19 protein-coding genes and 1 riboswitch are annotated in these 25,170 nt (G+C 71.9%); of the genes, 9 read left to right on the forward strand and 10 right to left on the reverse strand.

Going from position 1 to position 25,170, the window contains the following annotated elements; genetic code table 11:
* Positions 1-254 precede the first annotated feature (254 nt).
* Positions 255-1,085 carry an alpha/beta fold hydrolase gene (locus tag ACO1BR_RS11225; protein ID WP_426794886.1) on the forward strand — a complete coding sequence of 277 codons (831 nt, stop codon included), beginning with the start codon at positions 255-257 and terminating at the stop codon, positions 1,083-1,085.
* A 224-nt stretch (positions 1,086-1,309) separates the two neighbouring features.
* The gene (locus ACO1BR_RS11230; protein ID WP_426794887.1) at positions 1,310-2,920 is read left to right on the forward strand and encodes a peptidoglycan DD-metalloendopeptidase family protein; all 1,611 of its coding nucleotides are present in this window, start codon (positions 1,310-1,312) and stop codon (positions 2,918-2,920) included.
* A gap of 30 nt (positions 2,921-2,950) precedes the next feature.
* Here the strand turns inward: ACO1BR_RS11230 and pcrA are convergent, their stop codons facing one another.
* A complete protein-coding gene (gene pcrA / locus ACO1BR_RS11235; protein WP_426794888.1) occupies positions 2,951-5,455 on the reverse strand; it encodes a DNA helicase PcrA in 2,505 nt (834 codons plus the stop codon).
* A gap of 333 nt (positions 5,456-5,788) precedes the next feature.
* A riboswitch (cyclic di-AMP (ydaO/yuaA leader) is annotated at positions 5,789-5,973 on the forward strand.
* Positions 5,974-5,981: 8 nt separating this feature from the next.
* On the opposite strand from pcrA, the gene ACO1BR_RS11240 reads away from it, so the two are divergent.
* On the forward strand, positions 5,982-7,109 hold the full coding sequence (locus ACO1BR_RS11240) for an NlpC/P60 family protein (RefSeq protein ID WP_426794889.1): 1,128 nt from the start codon (positions 5,982-5,984) through the stop codon (positions 7,107-7,109).
* 162 nt (positions 7,110-7,271) lie between these two features.
* Here ACO1BR_RS11240 and ACO1BR_RS11245 read toward each other — a convergent pair whose 3' ends face one another.
* On the reverse strand, positions 7,272-7,625 hold the full coding sequence (locus ACO1BR_RS11245) for a hypothetical protein (RefSeq protein ID WP_426794890.1): 354 nt from the start codon (positions 7,623-7,625) through the stop codon (positions 7,272-7,274).
* A gap of 352 nt (positions 7,626-7,977) precedes the next feature.
* On the opposite strand from ACO1BR_RS11245, the gene ACO1BR_RS11250 reads away from it, so the two are divergent.
* On the forward strand, positions 7,978-8,889 hold the full coding sequence (locus ACO1BR_RS11250) for a C40 family peptidase (protein WP_426794891.1): 912 nt from the start codon (positions 7,978-7,980) through the stop codon (positions 8,887-8,889).
* A 169-nt stretch (positions 8,890-9,058) separates the two neighbouring features.
* Here ACO1BR_RS11250 and ACO1BR_RS11255 read toward each other — a convergent pair whose 3' ends face one another.
* The 4 genes from ACO1BR_RS11255 to ACO1BR_RS11270 form a co-directional block, all read right to left on the reverse strand.
* Positions 9,059-10,183 carry an alpha/beta hydrolase gene (locus tag ACO1BR_RS11255; RefSeq protein ID WP_426794892.1) on the reverse strand — a complete coding sequence of 375 codons (1,125 nt, stop codon included), beginning with the start codon at positions 10,181-10,183 and terminating at the stop codon, positions 9,059-9,061.
* A gap of 217 nt (positions 10,184-10,400) precedes the next feature.
* Positions 10,401-11,114: a LuxR C-terminal-related transcriptional regulator gene (locus ACO1BR_RS11260; RefSeq protein ID WP_426794893.1), complete on the reverse strand. Its 714-nt coding sequence runs from the start codon at positions 11,112-11,114 to the stop codon at positions 10,401-10,403.
* A gap of 110 nt (positions 11,115-11,224) precedes the next feature.
* A complete protein-coding gene (locus ACO1BR_RS11265; RefSeq protein ID WP_426794894.1) occupies positions 11,225-12,550 on the reverse strand; it encodes a PspC domain-containing protein in 1,326 nt (441 codons plus the stop codon).
* A 91-nt stretch (positions 12,551-12,641) separates the two neighbouring features.
* Positions 12,642-14,525: a serine/threonine-protein kinase gene (locus tag ACO1BR_RS11270; protein WP_426794895.1), complete on the reverse strand. Its 1,884-nt coding sequence runs from the start codon at positions 14,523-14,525 to the stop codon at positions 12,642-12,644.
* Between the two features lie 467 nt (positions 14,526-14,992).
* Between ACO1BR_RS11270 and ACO1BR_RS11275 the strand changes: the two genes are divergently transcribed.
* Positions 14,993-16,444, forward strand: coding sequence for a PspC domain-containing protein (locus ACO1BR_RS11275; RefSeq protein WP_426794896.1), 1,452 nt, complete (start codon positions 14,993-14,995; stop codon positions 16,442-16,444).
* Positions 16,441-16,662, forward strand: coding sequence for a hypothetical protein (locus ACO1BR_RS11280; protein WP_426794897.1), 222 nt, complete (start codon positions 16,441-16,443; stop codon positions 16,660-16,662). The genes ACO1BR_RS11275 and ACO1BR_RS11280 overlap by 4 nt, the downstream gene beginning before the upstream one ends.
* A 1,133-nt stretch (positions 16,663-17,795) precedes the next feature.
* Here the strand turns inward: ACO1BR_RS11280 and ACO1BR_RS11285 are convergent.
* On the reverse strand, positions 17,796-18,335 hold the full coding sequence (locus ACO1BR_RS11285; RefSeq protein WP_426794898.1) for a DoxX family protein: 540 nt from the start codon (positions 18,333-18,335) through the stop codon (positions 17,796-17,798).
* A gap of 205 nt (positions 18,336-18,540) precedes the next feature.
* Positions 18,541-19,809: a hypothetical protein gene (locus ACO1BR_RS11290; RefSeq protein WP_426794899.1), complete on the reverse strand. Its 1,269-nt coding sequence runs from the start codon at positions 19,807-19,809 to the stop codon at positions 18,541-18,543.
* Between the two features lie 396 nt (positions 19,810-20,205).
* On the opposite strand from ACO1BR_RS11290, the gene ACO1BR_RS11295 reads away from it, so the two are divergent.
* Both ACO1BR_RS11295 and ACO1BR_RS11300 read left to right on the forward strand, forming a co-directional pair.
* Positions 20,206-20,790 (forward strand): hypothetical protein, encoded by a 585-nt coding sequence (locus tag ACO1BR_RS11295; RefSeq protein ID WP_426794900.1) that lies wholly within the window; start codon positions 20,206-20,208, stop codon positions 20,788-20,790.
* Between the two features lie 9 nt (positions 20,791-20,799).
* Entirely contained in the window at positions 20,800-21,558 is a 759-nt protein-coding gene (locus ACO1BR_RS11300; protein WP_426794901.1) for a DUF4239 domain-containing protein, read from the forward strand.
* Between the two features lie 55 nt (positions 21,559-21,613).
* On the opposite strand, the gene ACO1BR_RS11305 is transcribed toward ACO1BR_RS11300, so the two are convergent.
* Both ACO1BR_RS11305 and guaA read right to left on the reverse strand, forming a co-directional pair.
* On the reverse strand, positions 21,614-22,399 hold the full coding sequence (locus ACO1BR_RS11305; protein ID WP_426794902.1) for a class II aldolase/adducin family protein: 786 nt from the start codon (positions 22,397-22,399) through the stop codon (positions 21,614-21,616).
* Between the two features lie 304 nt (positions 22,400-22,703).
* Positions 22,704-24,290, reverse strand: a complete 1,587-nt coding sequence (guaA, locus tag ACO1BR_RS11310) for a glutamine-hydrolyzing GMP synthase (RefSeq protein WP_426794903.1) — start codon at positions 24,288-24,290, stop codon at positions 22,704-22,706.
* 268 nt (positions 24,291-24,558) lie between these two features.
* Between guaA and ACO1BR_RS11315 the strand changes: the two genes are divergently transcribed.
* Positions 24,559-24,873, forward strand: coding sequence for a chorismate mutase (locus ACO1BR_RS11315; RefSeq protein WP_426794904.1), 315 nt, complete (start codon positions 24,559-24,561; stop codon positions 24,871-24,873).
* Positions 24,874-25,170: the final 297 nt, after the last annotated feature.

Raw genomic sequence — 25,170 nt, forward strand, 5'->3', positions numbered from 1 at the left:
CATCCCGTACCCAGCCGTTTCGTGACATGCGGCGAGGGGGAAATCACACATGGGACATGTTCGCTACGCGCCGTGTTCCGCGTGTCGCGTCGCCGCCAGGGACGGCCGGCGACGGTCACGCGGTCCGGGCGCCCGGGGAGCCGCAGCCGGGCCGTCGCGCGGGCCGCCGCACTGCCGCCGCCGCTGCGCATGGCTTCCCACGAGGGCATACGGGGGTCGTCGCCGCCTTCCGCATGCCGTTCGGGAGGTCGGCCATGGGGGCCCTGCCTGTTCTCACCGCACCGCTTCTCCTCCGCAGCACGCTCGTGGAGCTGGCGATCCTGGCCGGCCATCTCCTGCTCTACCCGACCGGCATCGCCCGGGAAGGGCCCCTCCCCCCGGCGCGGGGACGGTCCGCGCCGGACGCCGCCGCTCCCGACGCCCCCGCCCTCCTCCCCACCGAGGGCCGCGCCCATCCGCCCGTCCTCCTGCTCCACGGTTTCATCGACAACCGCTCGGTCTTCGTGCTGCTGCGGCGCTCCCTCCACCGCCACGGCTGGCGCCATGTCGAGGCGCTCAACTACTCCCCGCTGACCTGCGATCTGCGCAGGGCCGCCGAGTTGCTGAGCCGCCATGTGGACGAGGTGTGCGCGCGGACCGGCCACCGGCGGGTGGACATCGTGGGCCACAGCCTCGGCGGCCTGATAGCCCGCTATTACGTGCAGTGCCTCGGCGGTGACACCCGCGTCCGTACGCTGATCACGCTCGGCACACCGCACTCCGGCACCCGAATCGCGCCCCTGATGTCGGCGCATCCCCTCGTCCGGCAAATGCGCCCGGATTCCGATGTGATCGCGGAGTTGGCGCGTCCGGCGCCGCATTGCCGAACGCGGTTCGTCGCGTTCTGGAGCGAAGCGGATCAGGTGATGGTGCCGGCGGAGACCGCCAGAATCGATCACCCCGATTTGCGCGCGGACAACGTCCGGGTCGCCGGGGTCGGGCATCTCGCGCTGCCGGTCAACGGCACGGTGGCGGCCGGCATAAGGAATTCCCTGACCTCGGCGGAGACGGCGCAAACGGCCGGCGCGGCCATTTCGGTGGCCTGACGGCAGGCGCCCTTGGGTGACGTCCGGCCGGTGTCCGGCGCCTCTTGTCGGTCTTTTGTCGAACGATCTTCGAACGACGCGCCAAGAGCGCGCAAGCGCGCTGCCGGAAGGCGGCCACCCGCCCCATCCCGCCGAGCCCGAAAGTCCCGGAAGATTGTCGCCGTCGCGTACCGCCGGGTACAGTCGCCGCTAATTCTCCTGCAGCCGAGGCGAAAGAGAAGTTGGTGGACGACCGTCACCCATCAGGGGCTCAGCTTCACACCGCCCCTGCCTCCGATGCCTCCTATGCACAGCCCCCGGCATACGGCGACGGTGACGCCCTCTTCGGCTCGCTCCCCGGCTCGTACGACCAGGGCGGCTACGGCACCGGCGGCTACCCGCCCGAGGGCCGGGCCACCGCCGCGTACGGCACCGGCAGTTACGCCACCGCCACCTACGACACCGGCGGCTACGGCACCGCCACCTACGGCACCGCCGGCTACGACCCGTACGCCCACACCGCCTACGACTCCCCCGCCTACGACACCGGCGCCTACGCCACCACGGCCTACGAGCACACCGGCAGTTACGACAGCACCGCCTACGCCGGCGGCTACCCCGGCGGGACGGGGTACGACACCGGGAGCTACCCCACCGGCACGTACGACACCGGCAGTTACGCCTCCGCCGGGTACGACACCGGCGCCTACGCCACCACCGGCTACGAGACCGCCACCGCCCTCCAGGATCCCGGCGGCCACGAGGCCACCGCCGTCTGGTCCACCGCGGACTACGTTCCGGGCATCCCCGCGCAGGCCGGCCCGCCGGCGGACGACACGGTCCAGTGGGACGCCGCGTCCTGGCGCGACACCGGCGCGTACGGCACCGCCCAGAGCCACCAACAGGGCGCCCCGGCATACGAGTACGACGCTCCGGAGGAGGCCGCGTCCCCGCAGGCCGCGCCGGACACCGAGCCCGCCGCCGAGCCCGGAACCCCCGGTGATCCGGCGTCCATCGCCGATGCGATGACCCAGGCGATGCCCGTCGCCGCCCCGGCCCCGGCCGCCGGTTCCCGGCGCGTCAGCGGCCCCGAACCGGGCAAGGCGGTCCGCGGCGGGGGCCGTGGGCGGCGGCGCCCGGCGAAGCGTTCGGCGCTGCTGACCGTCGCGGTGCCCTCGGTCGCCGCGATGGGTGTCTGTGCGGCTGCCGCCGCCTCCGTCAGCCAGTTCGGCGGGGACGGCAAGGACGGCTCGACCACGCAGGCCGCCGCGGACACCGCATCCGTCAAGGCTTCCCCGGCCAACAAGAAGCTGGACTCCCAGCTCGCCGGACTCAACGCCGGCGCCCAGGACTTCCGCGAACGGGCCAGCCGCACGCAGGAGCGCCTCGACCTCAAGGAGCGGCAGGCGCAAGAGCGCAAGCGCAAGGCGGAGGAGGCCGCCGCCAAGGAGGCGGCACGCCCCAAGTTCGTCCTGCCGGTCACCCAGCACGGACTGAGCGCGCTCTTCGGCCAGGCCGGTGTGAACTGGATGTCCGTGCACACCGGTATCGACTTCCCGGTCAGCTACGGCACCCCGGTCATGTCCGCCACCGACGGCACCGTACGCACCCAGTGGAACTCCGCCTACGGCAACATGGCGATCGTGACCGCCCCCGACGGGACCGAGACGTGGTACTGCCACCTGAGCAGCACCAAGGTCCGCTCCGGATCGATCAAGGCCGGTGACCAGATCGCCTATTCCGGCAACTCCGGCAATTCCACCGGCCCGCATCTGCACTTCGAGGTGCGCCCCGGTGGCGGCGCGGCCGTCGACCCGATCCCGTGGCTGCGGAGCCACGACCTCAACCCGTACTGAGGCCGCGGCTCTTGACGTCGCCCGCGGGCGCTACAGCTTCTCGACCGGCGCGTACCGCAGCAGCAGCCGCTTCGGCTTCTCGCCGCCGAAGTCGATCGTCGCCTCGGCGTTGTCGCCGCTGCCCTTGACGCCGACGACCGTGCCGAGTCCGAAGCTGTCGTGGGTGACGCGGTCGCCGACAGCCAGCGAGACCACTTGGCGGTCCTTGGCGCGCCGGGTGGAGAAACCGCTCGGCCCCTTGGAGCGCGCGGACGACAGCGAGGAGCCGACGCCCCCGCCGAAGCCGCCGCCGGACGAGAGGCCGCCCATCGAGGCGGACGGTGTCGCCGGGCCGGAGCCCAGAGGAGACAGCCGCCGCCACTCCACATGGTCGTCCGGGATCTCCTCCAGGAAGCGCGAGGCCGGGTTGTACGAGGGCTGACCCCAGGCGCTGCGCATCGTCGAGCGGGTGACGTAGAGCCGCTCGCGGGCGCGCGTGATGCCGACGTACGCCAGTCGGCGCTCCTCCTCCAGCTCCTTGGTCTGGCCCAGCGAGCGCATGTGCGGGAAGACGCCGTCCTCCATGCCGGTCAGGAAGACGACCGGGAACTCCAGGCCCTTGGCGGTGTGCAGCGTCATGAGGGTGATGACGCCGGCGCCTTCCTCGTCCTCGTCCGGGATCTGGTCGGAGTCGGCTACCAGCGCGACCTGCTCCAGGAACTCGGCGAGCGTCCCGGGGCCGGGGGCGCCGGCCTCCGGCTCCTCCTCCGCACCGCGATCCTGCTCGAACTCCAGGGCCACGGAGGCGAGTTCCTGGAGGTTCTCGATCCGGGTCTCGTCCTGGGGGTCGGTGGACGCCTGGAGTTCGGCCAGATAGCCCGTGCGCTCCAGGACCGCCTCCAGGATCGTGGCGGGGCCGGCCCCGGACTCCACGATCGTGCGCAGCTCCTCCATCAGGACGTTGAACCGCTTGACGGCGTTGGCGGAGCGGGCGGCCATCCCGTACGCCTCGTCGACGCGGCGCAGCGCCTGCGGGAAGGTGATCTTCTCGCGCGCGGACAGGGCGTCGATCATGGCCTCGGCGCGCTCGCCGATGCCGCGCTTGGGGACGTTGAGGATCCGGCGCAGCGGGACGGTGTCCTCGGGGTTGGCGAGCACCCGGAGGTAGGCGAGGATGTCGCGGACCTCTTTGCGCTCGTAGAAGCGCACGCCGCCGACGACCTTGTAGGGCAGCCCGACCCGGATGAAGATCTCCTCGAAGACCCGGGACTGGGCGTTGGTGCGGTAGAAGACGGCGACGTCGCCGGCCTTGGCGTCGCCGGCGTCGGTGAGCCGGTCGATCTCGTCGGCGACGAACTGGGCCTCGTCGTGCTCGGTGTCGGCGACATAGCCGGTGATCTTGGCGCCGGCGCCGGCGTCCGTCCAGAGGTTCTTGGGGCGGCGGTTCTCGTTGCGCTCGATGACGGCGTTGGCGGCCGAGAGGATCGTCTGGGAGGAGCGGTAGTTCTGCTCCAGCAGGATCGTGGTCGCGTCGGGGTAGTCCTCCTCGAACTGGAGGATGTTGCGGATCGTGGCGCCGCGGAAGGCGTAGATCGACTGGTCGGCGTCGCCGACCACGCACAGCTCGGCGGCGGGCGTCTCGGCCGTGCCCGGGCCGACCAGCTCGCGGACGAGGGTGTACTGGGCGTGGTTGGTGTCCTGGTACTCGTCGACGAGGACGTGGCGGAAGCGGCGGCGGTAGTGCTCGGCGACGTCCGGGAAGGCCTGGAGCAGGTTGACCGTCGTCATGATGATGTCGTCGAAGTCCAGGGCGTTGGCCTCGCGGAGCCGCGCCTGGTACATCGCGTACGCCTCGGCCAGGGTCTTCTCGAAACCGTCGGCGGCCGTCCCGGCGAAGCTCTCCTCGTCGATGAGCTCGTTCTTGAGGTTGGAGATCTTCGCGCTGAAGGACTTGGGCGGGAAGCGCTTGGGGTCCAGATCCAGATCGCGGCAGACCAGGGCCATCAGGCGCTTGGAGTCGGCCGCGTCGTAGATCGAGAAGGACGACGTGAAGCCGAGCTTCTTGGACTCGCGGCGCAGGATCCGGACGCAGGCGCTGTGGAAGGTGGAGACCCACATGGCGTTGGCCCGCGGGCCGACCAGGTCCGCCACACGCTCCTTCATCTCACCGGCGGCCTTGTTGGTGAAGGTGATCGCGAGGATCTGGCCGGGGTGGACATGACGCTCGGCAAGCAGATGCGCGATGCGGTGGGTCAGCACCCGGGTCTTGCCGGAACCGGCGCCGGCGACGATCAGCAGCGGGCCGCCGGTGTGCACCACGGCCGCCTTCTGCTGGTCGTTGAGCCCCTCCAGGAGCGCCGCCGCGTCGAGGGCCGGGCGGGCGGCGCCGTCGCGGTAGTACGCCTCCCTGGACACGGGCGCGTCGAACCTGCCGCCGAAGAGGTCGGCGGGCATCTCCTCCGGGGCCGGGCCGTGCTCGTCCTCGGGGGGCGGCGGGGGCTCCTCGTCCGAGGGCCCGAGGTCCGCCAGGAAGCTGTCGTCAAAGAGGCTGCTCATCGCCAACCGAGTCTAGGCCGCCGCACTGACAAGCGGTTGCGGAGTGGCCGATTGCCGCGGGGAAGTGCGGCGCGGAGGTCCCGGCGGCGACCCTGCGGGGCTCGTGCGGGGCGCGGTCCCGGTTCCTTCCTTACGCGGCGCAACCGGTGACCGTATCAGCCCTGGCTCGGAATGGGCCGCCCGCAGGCGACTTCCACCGCAGGGAAACCGGAGCCGAGTTCAGATAACGAAAAGGTTTCGGGCATATCGAACATCAGCCTTCACAGGGGCCACACGGGTTGGCTACCGTCTCGTTCGGGCAGCCCGCCTCCCCGCGAACGAGAGCGTCCGCACGGGCCGCCTCCGCCGAGTCCGGCCCTGCCACCAGGCACCCGGAGCCGGGGACCCACCAGCACCACCGGGGTGAATCGATCGGTACGGCCGTCGCCAGGCGGACGTACGGACCGTAGGGCAAGCCTTCCGTCAGCGCCACCGCCCGAACCCGACAGCTAACCCGGTAGGCGGTCCACGGAAGGAGTCGCCGGCCTTGGCGTCGCACCGCAAGCCGCGAACCCACATACTCACCTCGCCCGGCAGCCGCCGCACGGCCGCCGGGCTCACCACCGCCGCCCTCGCCTCGGTGACCCTGCTCTCGCAGACCGCCAACGCGGCCCCCACGTCACCGAAGCCGTCCATCGAGGACGTCAAGCAGAAGGTCGACGGCCTCTACCAGCAGGCCGAGGTCGCCACCCAGAAGTACAACGCCGCCAAGGAGAAGGCGGACAGTCAGCAGCGGACCGTGAACCGCCTGCTCGACGAGGCCGCCAAGCGCGCGGAGAAGATGAACCAGTCCCGGCGCGAGCTGGGCACCTTCGCCTCGGCCCAGTACCAGACGGGCGGCATGAACCCGACGGCGCAGCTGATGCTCGCCAAGGACCCGCAGCAGTTCGTCGACCGCAACCACCTCATGGAGCGGCTGACCGGCCGGCAGAAGCAGACCGTCACCGCCTACGAGCAGGAGGCCGCGTCGGCGGCACGGCAGCGGGCCGAGGCGACCCGCAGCCTGGAGAGTCTCCAGCAGTCCCAGGAGTCCCTCAAGGAGAGCAAGCAGTCCGTGCAGGCCAAACTGGCCGAGGCCCGGCAGCTGCTGTCCCGGCTGACCGCCCAGGAGAAGGCGCGGCTCGCGGAACTGGAGCGCCAGAAGGAGCAGGAGGCCCAGCGCAAGGCCGCGGAACTGGCGCGCCAGCAGGCCGCCCAGAAGCAGCAGCAGCCCAGCGGCGGTTCGAGCACCGGCTCGGGATCGGGATCGTCCGGCAGCAGTTCCTCCAGCAAGGCCGCGGAGGCGCTCGCTTTCGCCCGCGCCCAGATAGGCAAGCCGTACGTGTGGGGCGCCACCGGACCGAGCTCCTACGACTGCTCGGGCCTGACGCAGGCCGCGTATCGAGCCGCCGGAGTCGATCTGCCGCGGACGACCTGGGACCAGGTCAATGCCGGCACCCGGGTCTCCACCAGCGACCTCCAGCCCGGTGACCTGGTGTTCTTCTTCAGCGACATCAGCCACGTCGGGATGTACATCGGCAACGGCCAGATGATCCACGCCCCGCACCCGGGCGCCAGCGTCCGCGTCGAGTCGATCTACTACATGCCGATCTACGGAAGCGTCCGGCTCAGCTGACGGGCCCACGCCCCCCTTCTCCCCCCCACGCCCCCCACACGCCACCGCGCGGCCATCCTCCGCCTCCGGGTACGGAGCGGGATGACCGCGCGGTGAGTCGTCTCTGCGGCGGGCACCGCAGCCGGATCCGCCGGGGGCTCGGCTCCGGCGGACCGCGATGACTCAGGTCCAGAGCACCGCGATGAAGATGTTGAGCATCGTGAGCCCGCCGACCGCGCCGAAGAGCGGCTTGGCGATCTTCTCCTCGTCCCGCTTGACGTAGACCAGCGCCAGGATCACCACCAGGACGGCCATCTTGATGCCGATCTTGATGTTGTTGACCGAGTGGTCCTGCATCTGGTTCAGGCCGACCAGCGCGACGCCGGTGACCAGCATCGTCAGCGCACCGTGCAGCATGCCCGGCACGAAGCGGGCGGTGCCCGCGCCCATCGCCTTCATCTGGGTCAGGAAACCGCCGAGCAGGGCGGCGATACCGATGATGTGGAGGGCGACGAAGATATTGATTACTACGTCCATAGTGGTGGATCGTAGCCGTCCCTTAGCACGGCCTTTCCGGCAGGGCGCCTGCAATCACCGCATCGGTCACGGCAGGCCGCTCCCGGCCGCCCGGCGCCGAATCCCCGGTCACCCTCGCAAGCTCAACGGTCGGAAACGAACAATGCCGGGCAACCCGGCGCCCTCCCGTGACGTCCGCGCCTAGCGTCCTCCCTCAGGCAACCGCCGGCGCACCGTCCGTCATCGCTCACGGCTCATCGATGACGGCCCCGGTCGCCATCACGGCCCCGACCGCCGTCCCGGTCTCGGCCGCCGTCATGGTCGCGGTCACCTTGACGCGTCCGCTCCCCGAGGGAAGGAAGTGACGGCCCCCGTGGCGTCGCACCGCATGATCCGAGTCCGCACCGCCGCCCCGCCGGCCCTCACGGACGCCGCCCTCACCGCCCTCGACGGCCCCGGCCGGGCCGAGCCCGGCACCACCGCCGCCACCCGGCACCGCACGGGAGCGGCCCCGGCCGTACAGCCGCCGACCGTACGGCCGCCACTGTCCGCGGACCCGCAGCGCTGCCTGGACGGCGCCACGGTCCTGGAGCGTACGGGCAGCCACCAGGTGACCGCGGTGGCCGGTCACGCGCGCCGGCTCGGCAGCGTCCACCGGCTCCACCGCCGGGCCGGGACCAACCCGGAACACCGGGAGGAGCCCGAGGCCACCACGGCACACCTGCCGGAGACCGGGGCGGCCAGGAGCCGCCTGCCGGAGACCGGAGCCGTCGCCGGCAATCACCTGCCGGAGGCCGGGACCGCCAGGGGGCGCCTGCCGGGGGCCGGGACCGCGCTCGTAGGCCAACGGAGCGCCGTCGTCCCGGCGTTGGGGACCGCCGAGGACCTGCGCGACCACTCGGGCCCGGAACAGCGGCGACGAGCGACCACCCCCGACCCCCGAGCCGCCCGGGCCGTCGCCTTCGCCTATGCCGCGCTCGGTAAGCCCTATGCATGGGGCGCGACCGGCCCGTCCGCGTACGACTGCTCAGGGCTGGTCCAGGCCGCCTGGAAGTCCGGCAGTGTCACCCTGCCCCGCACCACCTACACCCAGATCAACGCGGGCCCCCGCGTCGACCGGTCCCAACTCGCCCCCGGCGACCTGGTGTTCTTCCACTCCGGCATCAGCCACGTCGGGATCTACGTCGGCGGCGGCAGGATGATCCACGCCCCGCACCCTGGAGCACCGGTGCGCATCGCTCCGATCGACCAGCTGCCGTTCGCCGGAGCGACCCGCCCGGCCTAGGGTCTGCCCGACCGCCCGCAGACACCTTGCAGAGCACCTCCCCCACACCCGCCTCCCCAAGCCCCTCCTCCGGGCCCCGGAACGCGCGAAGGGCCTGTCCGCCGGATCCGGCGGAAAGGCCCTTGATCACGCTCGCTTCCCGGGCCGCGGGCCACTGCCCCGCGGGCGGTCAGGCCCGCAGGAACAGCCCGAACCAGCGGAAGATCTCCGGAACTTGGCGCTTCCACACCGGCACGGTGTGGCCGCCGGCACTCGCCGGGATCATCTGGACGTTCACCGTCGTCGGCTGCTTCGCGATCTGCTTGAGGCCCATGCCGGCCGAGTAGCCGTCGGCCGCCGCACCGGAGATGTACAGCGCCGTACGGGGCGGCTTCCCGGCGTCGTTGGCGGCCTTCAGGATGTGCATCGGGTTGGTCTCGGCGCGCAGCTTCGGGTCCTTGCCGGCGAGCGAGTCCGGCTCGATGGCCGGGTCGTTGTAGCCGGACATGGCGACCGCGGCGCGGAAGCGGTCCGGGTGGGCCAGCGCGAGCTTGGCGGAGCAGTGCGCACCGGCCGAGTAGCCGGCCAGGCCCCAGGCGTCCGGCTTGTCGCCGGCCCGGAAGTTGTCGATGATCATCTGGCGGACGTCGACGGTCAGCCAGCTGTCGGCGTTGACCTTGCCGGGGATGTTGACGCATCCACTGTCGGCGTTGGGCAGCACGTTGGTCCGCGGCGACACCAGGATGAACGGCTTGACGGCACCGCTCTGCATCAGCGGCGTGAGCTGCTGGGCCACCTTCAGCGACCCCAGCCAGGACTTCGAGGACCCGGGGTAGCCGGGCAGCAGCTCGACCACCGGGAACTTCTTGTCCTTGTACGCGGGGTCGTTGTACTGCGGCGGCAGCCAGACGTAGACCTCGCCGTTGACGCCCGAGATCTGGCCCTTGAGGTCGGTCATCTGGACGTTGGGGCCCACCACCGGGTCGTCGGCCGGCCGGAACTGCTGGTGGACCTTGGGCTGGTCGTGGAGGTTCTTGCCGCCCAGGCCGTCCGGGCCGAGATTACGGGCCGCGTCGATGTGGTTGCCGGTGCCGAGCAGGTCGCCCCAGTTGTCGTAGAGGTTGTTGGCGTTGTTGACCAGGAGGAAGACCACCGTGATGGCGGTGACCTGCGCGAACAGCAGCATCAGCAGCCGCGCGATCCCTCTCACCGCGGGCGGTCCGGCCACGCGGCCCCACACCGCGAACGGCAGGACGAAGGCGACGATCAGCAGCAGGAGCGCGAAGAGAAAGAAGGGAGTGCCCGTCAGGCTCATCGGGATCTCGTTTCCAGGACGTAAACACGAAGGACGTGGGCGTGGGTTCCGGCCCTGCCTTCGGGCAGCGAGCCTCTCCGCGCCCTTAGATGAGAATCCGCGCGAGCCTGGTTGCGTGACTTTAGTCCTTCTTTACGTGTCCCTTCCGTCACAGTCGCCCGTCCGGCACCTGGCGTTCGCCCGTCACCGCATCCCCACTTCCGCGCGGAACCGCAGGTCAGACCAGGCGTCGTGCCGCCGCCCAGCGTGTCAGCTCATGCCGGTTGGAAAGCTGGAGCTTGCGCAACACGGCCGAGACATGTGACTCAACCGTCTTCACGGAGATGAACAGCTGCTTGGCGATCTCCTTGTACGCGTACCCGCGCGCTATCAGCCGCAGCACCTCGCGCTCGCGCTGCGTGAGGCGGTCCATGTCCTCGTCGACCGGCGGGGCGTCCGTCGAGGCGAACGCGTCCAGCACGAAGCCGGCCAGCCGCGGCGAGAAGACCGCGTCCCCGTCGGCGACCCGGAAGACCGCGTTGACCAGGTCCGTGCCCGTGATGGTCTTGGTGACATAGCCGCGGGCGCCGCCGCGGATGACCCCGATGACGTCCTCGGCCGCGTCCGAGACCGACAGCGCCAGGAACCGGACCGGCCGCTCGGCGTCCGCCATCATCGCGGCGCTGCGGCGCAGCACCTCGACACCGCCGCCACCGGGGAGGTGCACGTCCAGGAGGACGACCTCGGGCCGGGTGGCGGTGATGACCGTGATCGCCTGGTCGACGTCGGCGGCCTCGCCGACCACCTCGACGCGGGTCCGCTCGGTCTGTCCGATCTCGGCCTGGACGCCCGTACGGAACATCCGGTGGTCGTCGACCAGCACGACCCGCACGGTGCGGTCCTCGCCCGCGCCGCTCCCGGTCCCGCCCTGCTGTGCCTCGTCGCTGCTCATCTCGTCCGTCCGCCCTTCGCTGTCTGCCCCGTCATGATCCCCTGCCCCGGCCCGCGCTGTCGCCGCGGGCCCACGGCCGCGGCCCGCCCCACCGACGGCCGCCGCCCCGCTCACTCCGTGCGTCTCTCCGCGCCCGTGCGGCGCTCGGCGCGCTCTTCGGCGCGCTCCATCTCCAGCTCGACGACCGTGCCGCCATCGGGGGCCGAGCGCAGCCGGGCCGTGCCGCCGTTGCGCTCCATCCGGCCGATGATGGATTCCCGTACGCCCATCCGGTCCCCGGGGACCGCGTCCAGATCGAAGCCGGGGCCGCGGTCGCGCACCGAGACGAAGACCGTCCGGCCCTCGACCTCGGCGAACACCTGCACCGCACCGCCCTCGCCACCGTACTTGGCGGCATTGACCATCGCTTCGCGCGCGGCCTGCATCTGGGCGCCGAGCGGCTCGTCCAGCGGGCAGTCGCCGACGATCACGACCTCGATGGGGACGCCGTGGTGGTCCTCGACCTCGGCGGCGGACGCGCGCACCGCCTCCGCCAGCGTCGCCGGCTCCTCGTCCTCGTCCTTGCCGCGGCCCTCGGGCTTGTAGAGCCAGGCGCGCAGCTCGCGCTCCTGGGCACGGGCCAGCCGCGCCACTTCCCTGGGGTCGTCGGCGTTGCGCTGGATCAGGGTGAGGGTGTGCAGCACGGAGTCATGGACGTGCGCTGCCACCTCGGCGCGCTCCTGGGCGCGGATGCGCATCAGCCGCTCCTCCGAGAGGTCCTGCGTGATCCGCACCAGATAGGGGCCTGCCAGCAGGGCGATGCCGACGACGACGGCGAGCGCGGCCTGCAGCACCGAGCCCAGGTTCTGCACGGAACCCTGGAGCACGACGATGCCGGTCACGCCGACGCCGACGAGCAGCACGCCGGCCGCGCCGCGCAGCACCGGGAACAGGGCCTTGCGGCGGCCGAGTTCCAGCCACTGGGCGCGGCGGGAGTTGTCCGCCTGGCGCCAGACGAGCGCCACGCCCGCGCCGATCAGCAGCACCGGCCAGAGATAGCCGTTGGCCCGGCCCAGCTGGAACCTGGACGCCACGATCGAGGCACCCACCAGCAGCGCGATCAGCGCGAGGACCTGGCTCCTGTCCGGCCGGCGGCCCAGGATCCGCCGCTTCTCCTCACCCGGCGCGGGCTGCCGGGTCTCGACACCGCCGACGCCCAGCGGCACGAAGAACCAGAACGCGGCATAGAGCAGGGCCCCCATGCCGTCGGCCATGAAGAGCGCGAGGAAGACGACCCGCACCCAGGAGACCGGGAGGCCGAGGTGCCCCGCGAGGCCGCGCGCGACACCACCGAGCAGCCGCCCGTCGGCGCTGCGGTAGAGCTTGCGCACGGGCGGGTCGTCGGGGTCCGGTGCCGGGGCGTAGATCGTCTCGGCGCGGGGTGGCGCTGTGGTCATGTCCCAGATCGTCACACGCCGGCGGGCCGAAGACATCAGGGTCGACCCTGAACCCGTCCCTGACCTTGCTCAGGGAACCCCTGCCTCCGGCTCAGCCCGACGTCGCGGTCCTCCGGAATCCGTCCTTCACGTTCGAGAAGATCGCTTCGAACTTCGACCAGTTCGCGGACGGCGCGGACACGTAGATCGCGTACTCCTTCATGCCCTCGCGGCCGAAGCCGAGGTCGATCCCCCGGTACTCGCGGGCCTTGCCCTGGAAGGACCATTCCCAGATGGCGGCGGGGTCGCCCTGGAAGACGGTGTCCTGGAGCCGCAGCCGGTTGTAGATGGGGTACTTGGCCTTGAAGTCGGCCTCGACGTCCTTGAAGTGCTGCACCTGGTCCGCGGAGGAGAAGTCGAGGACGCTGACGGTCAGCTGGGCCAGCTCGGCGTCGTTTTTGTAGACGATCTGCCGGCCGCCGTCCTGTAGCTCCCGCTTCCAGCCGGGCGGTACGGGGAAGGACACGCCGAGCGCCTTCTCGTCGGCCCGGCGGTAGCCCTTGGGGAGGGGCGGGGGCGGCCCGATGCTGCTCTTCGGCGCGCTCGGCAGTACGGGGGTGCGGGCGCCGGCCGACGCATCTGACGCACTGGACTCACCGGACGCACTGGACACACCGGAGTCACTGCGGTGCGTCATATACCAGGCCGCGCCCGCGCCGCCCCCGACGACCAGCACCCCGACGACGCTCCAGGCCACGGCCCGGCCGCGCCGCTTGCGGGGCGCCGGGCCGGAGCCGGGCACGTCCGTGCGGACATCGGCGGGCGCTCCGCCGGCCGCGTCGCCGGGCAGCGCCACCCGTCCGGTCTCGTCGGCGCCGACGGCCGTCCCGCCACCGGTCCCGCCACTGGCGGCCACCGCTGCCACGGCGCCCGCGCCGACGGCCGGCCCCGTGTGGCCGCCGGTCACGGAGCCCGCACCCGTGCCGGCATCCGCGGGCACCCCGGTGCCGCGTCCCGTGTCCTGGGCGGCGCCCGCCCCGCCCGTATGGTCCACCGGCCGCGTGGGCGCCTCGGGCTGCTCGCCCGTGTCGGGACGCCCGCGGCCGACCGTCCCCAGGGCCAGCGTCGGCCAGCCGATCAGCGCGGTCTCCGCCTCGGCCTCGGCCGTTCGCAGTGCCTGCTCGACGACCGCGGCGGTCGGCCGCTCCGCCGGCTCCTTGGCGAGCAGCGCCTCGATCAGCGGCGCCAACTGCCCGGCGTTGCGCGGCGGCTCCAGCGGGTCGACGGCGATCGCGTACGCCGTCTCGACCGCGGTGTTCTTCCGGAACGGGGGCCGTCCCTCCACCGCCTGATAGAGCGTCGCCCCCAGGGCCCACAGGTCCGAAGCGGGGCCGGGGGTGCCGCCCTTGACGCGCTCGGGCGCCAGGTAGTCGATGGAGCCGACCAGTTCGCCGGTCTTGGTGAGCGTGGAGGTGCCGGTGGCGACGGCGATCCCGAAGTCGGTGAGGACGACCCGGCCGTCCTCACCGAGCAGTACGTTGCCCGGCTTGACGTCGCGGTGCAGCACACCGGCGGAGTGTGCGGCACGCAGCGCGGCGATCATGCCGCGGCCGATCCGTGCGGCCTCCCGCGGCGTGAGGAAGGTGTCGGACTGGGCGGCCGCCTTGATCGCGTCGCCCAGCGTCGTCGAGGGGACGTACTCCATGACGATGCACGGCAGCCCGGCGTCGTCGACGACGTCGTGCACGCCCACCACGTTGGGATGGTTGATCCGCGCCGCGGCCTGCGCCTCCCGGGTGGTGCGCTCGTGGCGGGTGGCGAGTTCGTCCGCGTCGAGTTGCGGCGACACATGCAGGCGCTTCACCGCGACCTGTCGCCCGAGGACTTCGTCCCGGGCCCGCCAGACGGTGCCCATACCGCCCCGGCCTATCCGTTCGACCAGGCGATACCGCCCGGCGACCAGTCGCCCCTCGTCCACCGACGCCGTCTCCGCCACCGCACGCCCCTCCGGAAACCCGTACGTATCCAGGGCGCAACGATAGTCTCCGACGTCGGCGAACAGCCCTCCGGCCACCGCGCGACCCGCCCTTTTTCCCGCCGGAACCGCGGCGGGTTCCCCTCCGGAGGCGCAGGGTGCGCGGTGCGTGGCGCATATGCGCACAGATCGCAATGCGCGAGACGCAGTTTTTCCTTTGCGCATGGACCGACGTCTCGTATGCGCACGGATGACCCAGGTCTCGTATGCGCACAGACTCAGGTCTCCTGTGCGCGGGGATACCGCACGGAGATTCTGCGCGAGACGCGAGGGGCGAGACGCGAGGTGCGAGACGCGCGTCGCCGCGCGTCCGGCGGGGTGGGCCCGCGCGCCCCGTAGGGGGCATCGGGGATCGGTCAGGGGATCTCAGGGATCAGCCAGGGTTTTCACCGATACCGTCGGGGCGCGGGCCTTGTCACCATGGCTCCATGAACGATGCACCCCCTGTCGCGGAGCCAGCGGCCTCCGACCCCGCCGGTCCCACCCCGCCGCCTGCCGGGCTGGCCGCCACGCTGCGCCGCAGCAGGCGGCACAAGGTCGTCGCGGGCGTGTGCGCCGGGCTCGGCAGGCAGTGGGATCTCGATCCGGTCATCTTCCGCATCGTGCTCGCCGTGCTGTCAGTCGGCGGCCTCGGCTTGATCTTCTACGGCTTCGCCTGGCTGATCATCCCCCTCGACGGCGAGGAGGAGAACGAGGGCCGCAGGCTGCTCTCCGGCCGCGTCGAGGGCTCCGCGCTGACGGCGCTGCTGTTCGCGCTGGTCGGCTGCGCGCTGTTCCTGACCACCCTCGGCAAGGGCAGCATGATGTCCTTCGCCATCATGCTGTCGCTGGCCGTGGCCGGTTCCGCCTACTGGTCGCGGCAGCGCCGCCGCGCGGAGGCCGAGGGCCTGGAGACCATGGACGCCGCCACGGCCCAGGCCGTCGCCGACGCCCCGCCGGAGACCCAGGCTCCCCCGGCGCCGAACACCCCGTCCTGGTGGCGCGATCCGCGCGGCCGGGAAGCGGCGGGTGGCGCCGGCTATCTCTGGGGACCGGAGGACACCCGGCTCGACATCCGCTACGAGTCCGTGCACGGCGCGGCCACCGGCCCCCGGCCACACGGCAGTTGGACCGGCGCCGGGCGGCCCGCCCCGTGGACTCCCCCGCCCGCCCCGGACTCCGCCGCCCCGCGCAGGCCCGCGCGCGCCGGGCGCCCCATCGGCGGCTGGACGTTCCTGCTGGCGGCACTGGCCGGCACCGGCGCCACCCTCGCCGTTCACCAACACGCCGCGCTCGCCCCGTCCCTGCAGGCGGGCCTGGCCTGCGCGCTGGCCGTCTTCGGCCTGGGGCTGGTGCTCAGCGCCTGGCTGGGCCGTACGGGCGGCGGCACGGTCTTCATGATGGTGCTGACGGCCGCGCTGCTGGCGGGCGCGACGATGCTGCCCGCCAACATCACCACCGACTGGCGCGAGCGCGTCTGGGCCCCGGCCGAAGTCGCCGCCGTCCAGCCGCACTACGCCCTCGGCTCCGGGGACGGTCGTCTGGACCTCAGCCGGCTGCCCGTCGAGAACGGCGCCACGGTCCGCACCAGCGCGGAAGTGGGCGCCGGCCGCCTCCAGGTGACGCTCCCGCGAGGCGTCACCGCCACGCTCCACATCCGGCTCGGCGTCGGCGACACCCATCTGCCCGGCGACGGCCCCCATGACGTGCACTTCTCCGCGGGCGGCCCGCAGCGGACGGTCACACTGCCCGCGGACGGCCTCAAGAAGGGTGAGAAGCCGCGCGGCGCGCTGGAGTTGACCCTCAAGGTCGGTGCCGGTCAGGTCGCCGTCGAGCAGGCCGTCCCCGATGCCGCGCCCGCCCCCTCGTCGGCCCCGACCCCCCAGGGAGCCCCCCAGTGAAGCGCCACCCCTTCGAACCTGGCCGGCTGGTCTCCGGCGCCGCGGCTCTCGCCGTCGGCACCGGATACGGCCTCGACGCCCTCGGCGTCTGGCATGCGCCGGGCCTCTGGCTGTTCCTCGCCGTGCCGGCCGGGCTGGTGCTCTCCGGCGTCACCTCCGCCGTCTGGGCCACGGTCCGCCGCCATCGGCCGCATTCGCCGCCGGGTGGGGTGTCGTGAGCCGGTTCTCGTAAGCCGGTTCTCGTAAGCCGGTTCTCGTAAGCCGGTTCTCGTAAGCCGGTTCTCGTAAGCCGGTTCTCGTAAGCCGGTTCTCGTAAGCCGGTTCTCGTAAGCCGGTTCTCGTAAGCCGGTTCTCGTAAGCCGGTTCTCGTAAGCCGGTTCTCGTAAGCCGGTTCTCGTAAGCCGGTTCTCGTAAGCCGGTTCTCGTAAGCCGGTTCTCGTAAGCCGGTTCTCGTAAGCCGGTTCTCGTAAGCCGGTTCTCGTAAGCCGGTTCTCGTAAGCCGGTTCTCGTAAGCCGGTTCTCGTAAGCCGGTTCTCGTAAGCCGGTTCTCGTAAGCCGGTTCTCGTAAGCCGGTTCTCGTAAGCCGGTTCTCGTAAGCCGGTTCTCGTAAGCCGGTTCTCGTAAGCCGGTTCTCGTAAGCCGGTTCTCGTAAGCCGGTTCTCGTAAGCCGGTTCTCGTAAGCCGGTTCTCGTAAGCCGGTTCTCGTAAGCCGGTTCTCGTAAGCCGGTTCTCGTAAGCCGGTTCTCGTAAGCCGGTTCTCGTAAGCCGGTTCTCGTAAGCCGGTTCTCGTAAGCCGGTTCTCGTAAGCCGGTTCTCGTAAGCCGGTTCTCGTAAGCCGGTTCTCGTAAGCCGGTTCTCGTAAGCCGGTTCTCGTAAGCCGGTTCTCGTAAGCCGGTTCTCGTAAGCCGGTTCTCGTAAGCCGGTTCTCGTAAGCCGGTTCGGTGTCGCTTGCCGCCGGGCGGGGGCGCGGCTCGCGCGGAAACCACAGGGACGCCGGCCGGGCCCCGGACCGACACCACCACAGGCCGGAGCCACCGGCCAGAGCCACCGGCCGCCGGTCGGCGACGGCGCAGGGCCGGAGGGAGGTACCGGAGTGCGCCCGCAGAACCTGGAGCGAACGCCGGGGCAGTCCTCATCCACACACCAGATGCGCCCGCGCCGTGGGGGCACTCCCCCAGCTACCGCCGGGGGGACCCCCACCCGGCCGGAGGCTGGGGGAGAACTCCGGTGCAGCCCTCCGGCCCCACCCACCGGACAGCAACCGAGGCCACGCCAGCCCCCACCGGCCGGGGCGGGCAAACGGCATTTCGCGACCGCTGCCGCAGGGGTGGTGGCCCCTGCGCAGGCCCACCTAGCCGTACAGCTGTGCCCCGTGCCGGTTGCGGCGGTTGGTGAGGGCCGCGTCCAGGGAGAATCTCGGGGTGCCGGCCAGGATGAGCGGGGTCCAGGCCATCAGGTAGGCGAGGTCGTTGCCGTAGTAGTACGGGTGGGTCTGCCAGCTCACGGTGAGCCACAGGGTCAGCGAGATCAGCGCGCCGCCGAGTGCGGCCAGGCGTCCCAGCAGCCCGACGAGGATGCCGACGCCGACCAGTAGCTCACCACCGGCGATCGCATAGCCGACGGCCACGGGGCTCTTCTGGGCCAGCGCCACGAGCTGCGGCAGTGCGGCCGTGGAATGGACCTGCCGCAGCAGTGCGCCGAGCGATCCGGAGCCGCTCGCGGCCAGGAACGCCCGATCCGTCAGCTTGTCGAGCCCTGCGTAGAGGAAGGTCGCGCCCAGGAAGATCCGCAGCGGGCACAGCGCGTGGCGTGCCCACCGCCCGCGCAGTCCGGCGCTGCCCAGGTCCGCGCCTCCCAAGTCGGAACCGCGTGTGCGATTCGCGTGCACCATGACGTCCGCCTCTCCGTTGCCACCGGGAGGAGCCGATTGTGCCGTCGTCCGCACCGCATGGCGAGATGTGTACGTACATGTGCGCGACGAGATGTTCCGCGGAGCGGGTCGCGGCGGCTGCCGGACCCGCCGTCGCGGTGTGGGTCCGGTGGTTGCCCGTGGTGCCTGTCCTCAGCCGCTACGGCTTCCCGGTCCTGGGCATCGATCAGTCCAGGACGTCGATACGGTAACCGGCCGTTTCCACACCGGCGGCGGTGATGACGCGGACCTCCACGGTGCCCGGCTCCACGTCCACCGGCACCGGCACGGTCAGCACCCCGTCGGTGGGGTTGGCGAAGCCGCCGGCCACGGGAACCAGCGGGACGGGTACGTGGACCGCGCCGATCCGTACGACGGTGCGGGCCAGCCGGTCGGGGGCGCCGGCGCCGGGCGGGACGAAGCCGGTGCCGCGGATCTCGATGTCGTCGCCGGTGCGGATCGGCGCGGCGAGATCGCCGACCTCCCTGGAGCGTACGACCGACAGGATGACCGGCCGGCCGCCGGCGACGCTCTTCCCGGCCAGGTATGTCACACCGGAGAGGACGGCCAGGATGACCAACCCCCAGGGGACGGAGGGCAGTTGATCGGGGTTTGTGGCCAGGCGTACCAGGGTGAGGGCCAGCAGGGACGCGTTCAGCAGCGCGTACTGCGCATCGGTGAGGCTGCCGCGCCCCGCGTCGTCCGCCAGCAGGTCCGCGGCCCGCGGGCGCTCGGCGGGCACCTTCTGCACGCGTCCGGAGCGGATCCGCCCGGCGGTCAGGCCGTACGCCAGTACCGCCACCCCGCACCCGACGGCGAGCAGGGACAACAGCCCGCCGGATGAGTTGAGTTCGAGTCCGGAGAGGAGACGGCGCCGCTGGTGCGGGCCGGATGCCGCGGCGAGCTGGACGGCGAGCATCAGTACGGCGTAGAGCACCGCCAGCACCCACCCGGCGGCGACCGCGCGGGAGGTGGAGAACCGGCGGTCCTCGCCGATCACCGGCGCCAGTGCGCCGCCGTGCGCGCGGTGCCGCCAGGCCGCGGCGGTCGCCCCGAGCGCGAGCACGACGGCCGCGGTGAGTCCGGCCGTCCGGGACGTCGTCCAGCCCGTCCCGATGGCGGTCAGCGCCTGCCCGAGCAACAGGGCCACCACCGCGGCCCACACCGCCATCAGGGTGCGCCCCTGGACGGCCCCCGGCCAGCCGGCTCCCTCGGCCGCGGCGCGCTCGGCCAACGCGCGGGCCGACAGGGTCAGTTCGTCCGAGACCCACTGGCGGGCGGCGCCGGCGGAGTGCGCCAGTCCGGCCGGCACCCCGCGCCCGGCGGCGAAGTCCTCGCGGAGCGCGGCAAAGGCGGCGACCGCCTGCCGGTGCCCCTCACGGGCACCGTGCGGGCACCGTCCGCACCGGCACACACCGCCGTCACCGGGCCGTCCGCCACCCCCCGGCCCGACCATTCCGGCCACCCTCCTCGCCGAATCCACCGACACGTCCGTACCGCCCCGCCGCCGCTCGTCCCAACTTCTCTACCTAGACGGCGAATTGTGCCTCAGATACGGGGTCCGACCCCTCATCGTCCAGGTGGCGGACGGTGCGGCGGGCGGCGGCGGGTTGACGTACAACGGCCCGTTCGGCGGGACACGGGGTGCGGTGCCCACCCGGACGCGCATTCCCGACGCTTCCCCCGTTCGGGCGAATCGGCGTCGCTCGAAGGCTGGCCGGGCCGAGAGCTGCGCAAACTTCCCGCCGTGCGCGAGATACACGAATCTCACGAAATCGACGCAGTGAGCGGAGCCGGTACGGGTGCCGATGGCGGTCGGCGCGGCGGAGAGCCGGGGAGGAAGGGGGCGCTCGTGTTGGCGGGGGCCGTGCTCACCGGCCTCGCCACGGCCGCCGGCTTCGCCGCGGTGCTGAACCTCGGGGCAGCGCCCGCTGCCGCCGCGCGTCCGGGACCGCTCCGTCAACCGCCGGGGGACAACTGCGCGTTCGCCGGGACCGCGCCGCCGGTCCGGCTGCCGACCGATCTCCCGGTGCCGCCCGGCTGGCACATCCCCTGCACCAAGCCGACGCCCAGACCCAGGCCCGCCCCGACGTTCACACCCGCACCGCCCCCGGCGCCGAGCCGCGCCCCGGCTCCCCGACCGCGCCCGCTGCGCACTCCGGCGCCCGCCGGCACGCCGCGGCCAGCGCCGCCCACTCCGTACCGGCGGCCCACCCCCGCGGACCCGCCGCCGGCCACCCCGACCCCGGCCCGGCAGCTGGCAGCGCCCGTCCCGGCCATGCCGCGCAGCTACTCGCCGGTGCGCCCCCAACCGCCCCACGGGCACTCCGTGGTGACCAGGACGCTGCTGGTCACCACGCCGGCGCTGCTGGCCGCCGCCGCCCTCCGTCCCCGTTCGCGCTCCGCGTCCCGTTCCGCCGGGCGCAGTTCCTCGTAGGAGGTCTCCATGTCGCAATGGCTGGTACTGACCATCGCCATGGCCGCGGTCTGCGGCGTCGTCCTGACCATCACCGTCCTCAAGGAGCGCCGGGTCGGCAAGGACGACGACCCGAACGAAACACCCGATGTCATCGAGTACCTGACGATGATGGTGGGGGTCGTCTACGCGATCGTGCTGGGCCTCGCCATCGCCGGCGTCTGGGAGACCAAGAGCTCCGCCGAGGACACCGTACGGACCGAGGCCCAGGCGCTGCACGAGGTCAGCGAACGGGTGCGGGCCTGGCCGGCGCCCGTACGGGACCGGATCCGCACCGACGTCAACTCCTACGTCGGCGACGTCGTCCACAAGGAATGGCCGGTGATGGCCGACCGCGGCGAGCTGACGCAGCACAGCGCGGACCTGCTGGACAGGGTGCGGGCCGATGTCATCGACTACCACCCGCGCGACGACTACGAGCGGGAGTCCTACCAGCCCGTCGTCGACCAGGTCGGGGTGGCGAACGGGGCCCGCAGCGCCCGTGCCGACGCGGTCGAACCGACGCTCCCGGGTGTGGTGTGGTTCGGGCTGATCGCCGGGGGCGTGATCTCCATCGGCGTGATGTTCACGCTCCAGATCCGGCGCTCGGGGCGGGAGTTGCTGATGGCCGGCGTCTTCAGTGCGCTGATCGCCTTCCTGCTGTTCCTGGTGTGGGACTTCGACGCGCCCTTCAGCCGAGGTCTGGCCACCGCCGCCGACCCCTTCTTCGCGCTGTTCCCGCACGTCTGAGGCGCAGGGCGGCGCCTCGCCGGGCGCCGCCCTCCGGCTCCCAGGTCGAGCGGGGCTAGCCGAACATGTCCGGCTCACTGCGCGCGATCTGCTGGTACAGCGGCTGGTAGTTGATCCACGCGACCAGGTCGCTGCCCAGCTGCTCCCGGGTGCGGACGGCGTCGTGGTGGCTGATCAGTACCGGCTTTCCGGCCGCCTTCGCCGTCAGCTGCACCTGGCAGCACCGCTCCATCGTGAGGAACCACCAGGCGGCCGCGTCGACCGAGTCGCCCACCGTCAGCAGCCCGTGGTTGCGCAGGATCACGGCCTTGTGCGGGCCGAGCGCGGCGGCGATCCGGCGGCTCTCCTCCTCGTCCACGACGACGCCGCTGTAGGCGTCGTAGAAGGCGTGCGACTCGTAGAACGCGCAGACGTCCTGGCTGATCGGGTCCAGCGGTTCACCGAGGGCGGCGAGGGCCCGGCCGTATGTGGAGTGGCTGTGCGCGGCGGCCACGACGTCCGGGCGGGCCCGGTGGATCTGCGCGTGGATGGCGAACGCGGCCTGGTTGACGTGGTGGCGGCCCTCGACGACCTGCCCCTCGCTGTTGACCAGGATCAGATCGCTCAGTGTCAGGAGGGAGAACGACATCCCGAAGGGGTTGCCCCAGAAGCAGTCGGTGAACTCCGGGTCACGCGCGGTGATATGGCCCGTGACGCCCTCTTCGAACCCCAGGCGCCCGAAGAGGCGCAGCGCCGCCACCAGGCGTTCCTTGCGGTGTCTGCGCTCCTCCTCGACGCTCTCGTGCGTCGGCGGCATCGCGAACTGCAGCTGCTCGGTGGGTATCGGCGTCGGCTCGGGCATCGCGGTTCTCCTCCTGGCGCGTACGGCTCACAGCGCTCGGGCGGAAGCTACCCTCCGGTTCCTGCGGAGACCAGGGCCGAGGAAGGTCCGGAAGCCGGTCGAGGTCGTCCGCGGTCGAGCCGCGCGGGGGCGGGACGGGGTAGTTGTACCGCTCGTCCGGCTCGTACTCGGGTGCGGCGCTCACGATCGCTCCCATTGCCATGCGACGGAGTCTCGCCTGTGCAGCCAGCGTACCGAGCGGGAACGACAACGCCGCCACCCGAACGAGCGGGCGGCGGCGCATGTCATCGACGTCGGCGGGAACTCACTCCCACTCGATGGTGCCCGGGGGCTTGCTGGTGACGTCCAGGACGACGCGGTTCACGTCCGCGACCTCGTTGGTGATCCGGGTCGAGATCCGGGCCAGGACGTCGTACGGCATCCGGGTCCAGTCCGCGGTCATGGCGTCCTCGGAGGAGACCGGGCGCAGCACGATCGGGTGGCCGTACGTGCGGCCGTCGCCCTGGACGCCGACCGAGCGGACGTCGGCGAGCAGGACCACCGGGCACTGCCAGATCTCGCGGTCCAGGCCGGCCGCGGTCAGCTCCTCGCGGGCGATCGCGTCGGCCTCGCGCAGCAGGTCGAGGCGGTCCTTGGTGACCTCGCCGACGATGCGGATGCCCAGGCCGGGGCCGGGGAACGGCTGGCGCTGGACGATCTCGTCCGGCAGGCCCAGCTCGGTGCCGACCATCCGGACCTCGTCCTTGAAGAGCTGGCGCAGCGGCTCGACGAGCTCGAACTCGATGTCGTCGGGCAGTCCGCCGACGTTGTGGTGCGACTTGATGTTCGCGGTGCCGGTGCCGCCGCCGGACTCGACGATGTCCGGGTAGAGCGTGCCCTGGACCAGGAAGGCCACTTCCTCGCCCTCGGCGCCCGCCTCGGCGACCAGCTCGGCCTGCGCCTGCTCGAAGACGCGGATGAACTCCCGGCCGATGATCTTCCGCTTCTGCTCGGGTTCGCTGACCCCGGCCAGCGCGTTCAGGAAGCGCTCCTCGGCTTCGACGACCTTCAGCTGGACGCCGGTGGCGGCCACGAAGTCCTTCTCGACCTGCTCGGACTCGCCCTTGCGCATCAGGCCGTGGTCGACGTAGACGCAGGTCAGCTGGTCGCCGATGGCCCGCTGGACGAGGGCCGCGGCCACCGCGGAGTCGACGCCGCCGGACAGCCCGCAGATCGCGCGCTTGGTGCCGACCTGGGCGCGGATCGCGGCGATCTGCTCCTCGACCACGCTGTGGGTGGTCCAGCTCGGCTCGATGCCCGCGCCGCGGTAGAGGAAGTGCTCCAGGACCTGCTGGCCGTGCGTGGAGTGCAGCACCTCGGGGTGGTACTGGACGCCGTAGAGCTTCTTCTCGTCGTTCTCGAAGGCGGCGACCGGGACGACGTCGGTGGACGCGGTGACCGTGAAGCCCTCGGGGGCGGCGGAGCAGGCGTCGCCGTGCGACATCCAGACGGACTGCTCGGCCGGGGTGCCCTCGAAGAGGGTCGAGGAGGGCTTGGTGACGGCCAGCGGGGTGCGGCCGTACTCACGGGCTCCGGTGTTGTCGACCGTGCCACCGAGGGTGGTGGCCATGAGCTGGAAGCCGTAGCACATCCCGAAGACCGGGACGCCGGCGTCGAAGAGCGAGCGGTCCAGGCTGGGGGCGGATTCGGCGTAGACCGACGAGGGACCGCCGGAGAGGATGATCGCCTTCGGGTTCTTGGCGAGCATCTCGGCCACCGGCATGGTGGACGGCACGATCTCGCTGTAGACCCGGGCCTCGCGGACCCGACGGGCGATGAGCTGGGCGTACTGTGCGCCGAAGTCGACTACGAGGACGACGTCCGGGGCAGCGGCAGGGGGCGCTGATGGCACTTCGGCGGCCTTCCGGCGGTGTGGAGCAAGGGTTGGACTTTCGATTCTAACGGGCTCATACTGAGGGCCATGTCCCAGCAGCTGACCTTCGCTTTTACCTATGGCACCGGCCCGTCCGGCTGCCATGGTCGTGCTGCTTGATCGACTGACAAGCGACTTCCCCAGGCGCCCCGGGCCGCAAGGTCCGGGGCGCCTGTCCGTGTCCGGGACCGTCTACCGGCCCGCAGCTCCCGGGGGCTCTCGAACCCCGACCTCAGGAGACACGGAAATGAGCAGCGAGACCACGAACGCCACCGCCACCGCCCCGGTCACCCCCGGCACCGACGCGCACACCCCGGAACCGGTCGGCGTGATCACCGACGCGCGCCGGCGGATCGACGATCTCGACGGGCGGATCATCGGGCTCGTACAGGAACGGATGGCCGTCTCGACGCTCGTCCAGCGCGAGCGGCTCGCCTCCGGCGGCCGCCGGGTGAGCCTCTCCCGCGAGATGGAGATCCTGGCCCACTACCGCGATCAGCTCGGCAAGCCGGGCACCGCGCTGGCGATGACCCTGCTGGAGCTCTCCCGCGGCCGGATCTGATCGACGACGCCGGTCGGGCGTGGCCGGATTCGAGCGGTGCGCGGGGGTGCGGGAGGCGTCCGGGAAGCGGGCCGCGGCGCGGGCCACGCGGGTGTGCGCCCGGCGCAGCTGCCGCATCTGAGTTCGGTTGCCGACTCACCCGTACGGCGCGTGACCGGCCGCCGAGAGGGGTCGTTGTTCCCGGTGCCACGCCAGCCAGGCGCGGCCTGCAGGACTACGCGTAGACGCCGCCCCACGGGCGGAAAGCCGGAGCGATGAGACGCCGGCCGCTGGCAGCGGTCCGTGTCGTGGGACCTC

This window comes from Streptomyces sp. YGL11-2, assembly GCF_050054615.1.
Taxonomy (GTDB): Bacteria; Actinomycetota; Actinomycetes; order Streptomycetales; family Streptomycetaceae; genus Streptomyces.

Bases quoted from the DNA above. Each gene is read 5' to 3' on its own strand.
- ACO1BR_RS11225 (WP_426794886.1), top strand. From the start codon at position 255: ATGGGGGCCCTGCCTGTTCTCACCGCACCGCTTCTCCTCCGCAGCACG.
- pcrA (WP_426794888.1), bottom strand. From the start codon at position 5,455: ATGAGCAGCCTCTTTGACGACAGCTTCCTGGCGGACCTCGGGCCCTCG.
- ACO1BR_RS11245 (WP_426794890.1), bottom strand. From the start codon at position 7,625: ATGGACGTAGTAATCAATATCTTCGTCGCCCTCCACATCATCGGTATC.
- ACO1BR_RS11255 (WP_426794892.1), bottom strand. From the start codon at position 10,183: ATGAGCCTGACGGGCACTCCCTTCTTTCTCTTCGCGCTCCTGCTGCTG.
- ACO1BR_RS11260 (WP_426794893.1), bottom strand. From the start codon at position 11,114: ATGAGCAGCGACGAGGCACAGCAGGGCGGGACCGGGAGCGGCGCGGGC.
- ACO1BR_RS11265 (WP_426794894.1), bottom strand. From the start codon at position 12,550: ATGACCACAGCGCCACCCCGCGCCGAGACGATCTACGCCCCGGCACCG.
- ACO1BR_RS11275 (WP_426794896.1), top strand. From the start codon at position 14,993: ATGAACGATGCACCCCCTGTCGCGGAGCCAGCGGCCTCCGACCCCGCC.
- ACO1BR_RS11285 (WP_426794898.1), bottom strand. From the start codon at position 18,335: ATGGTGCACGCGAATCGCACACGCGGTTCCGACTTGGGAGGCGCGGAC.
- ACO1BR_RS11290 (WP_426794899.1), bottom strand. From the start codon at position 19,809: ATGGTCGGGCCGGGGGGTGGCGGACGGCCCGGTGACGGCGGTGTGTGC.
- ACO1BR_RS11300 (WP_426794901.1), top strand. From the start codon at position 20,800: ATGTCGCAATGGCTGGTACTGACCATCGCCATGGCCGCGGTCTGCGGC.
- ACO1BR_RS11305 (WP_426794902.1), bottom strand. From the start codon at position 22,399: ATGCCCGAGCCGACGCCGATACCCACCGAGCAGCTGCAGTTCGCGATG.
- ACO1BR_RS11315 (WP_426794904.1), top strand. From the start codon at position 24,559: ATGAGCAGCGAGACCACGAACGCCACCGCCACCGCCCCGGTCACCCCC.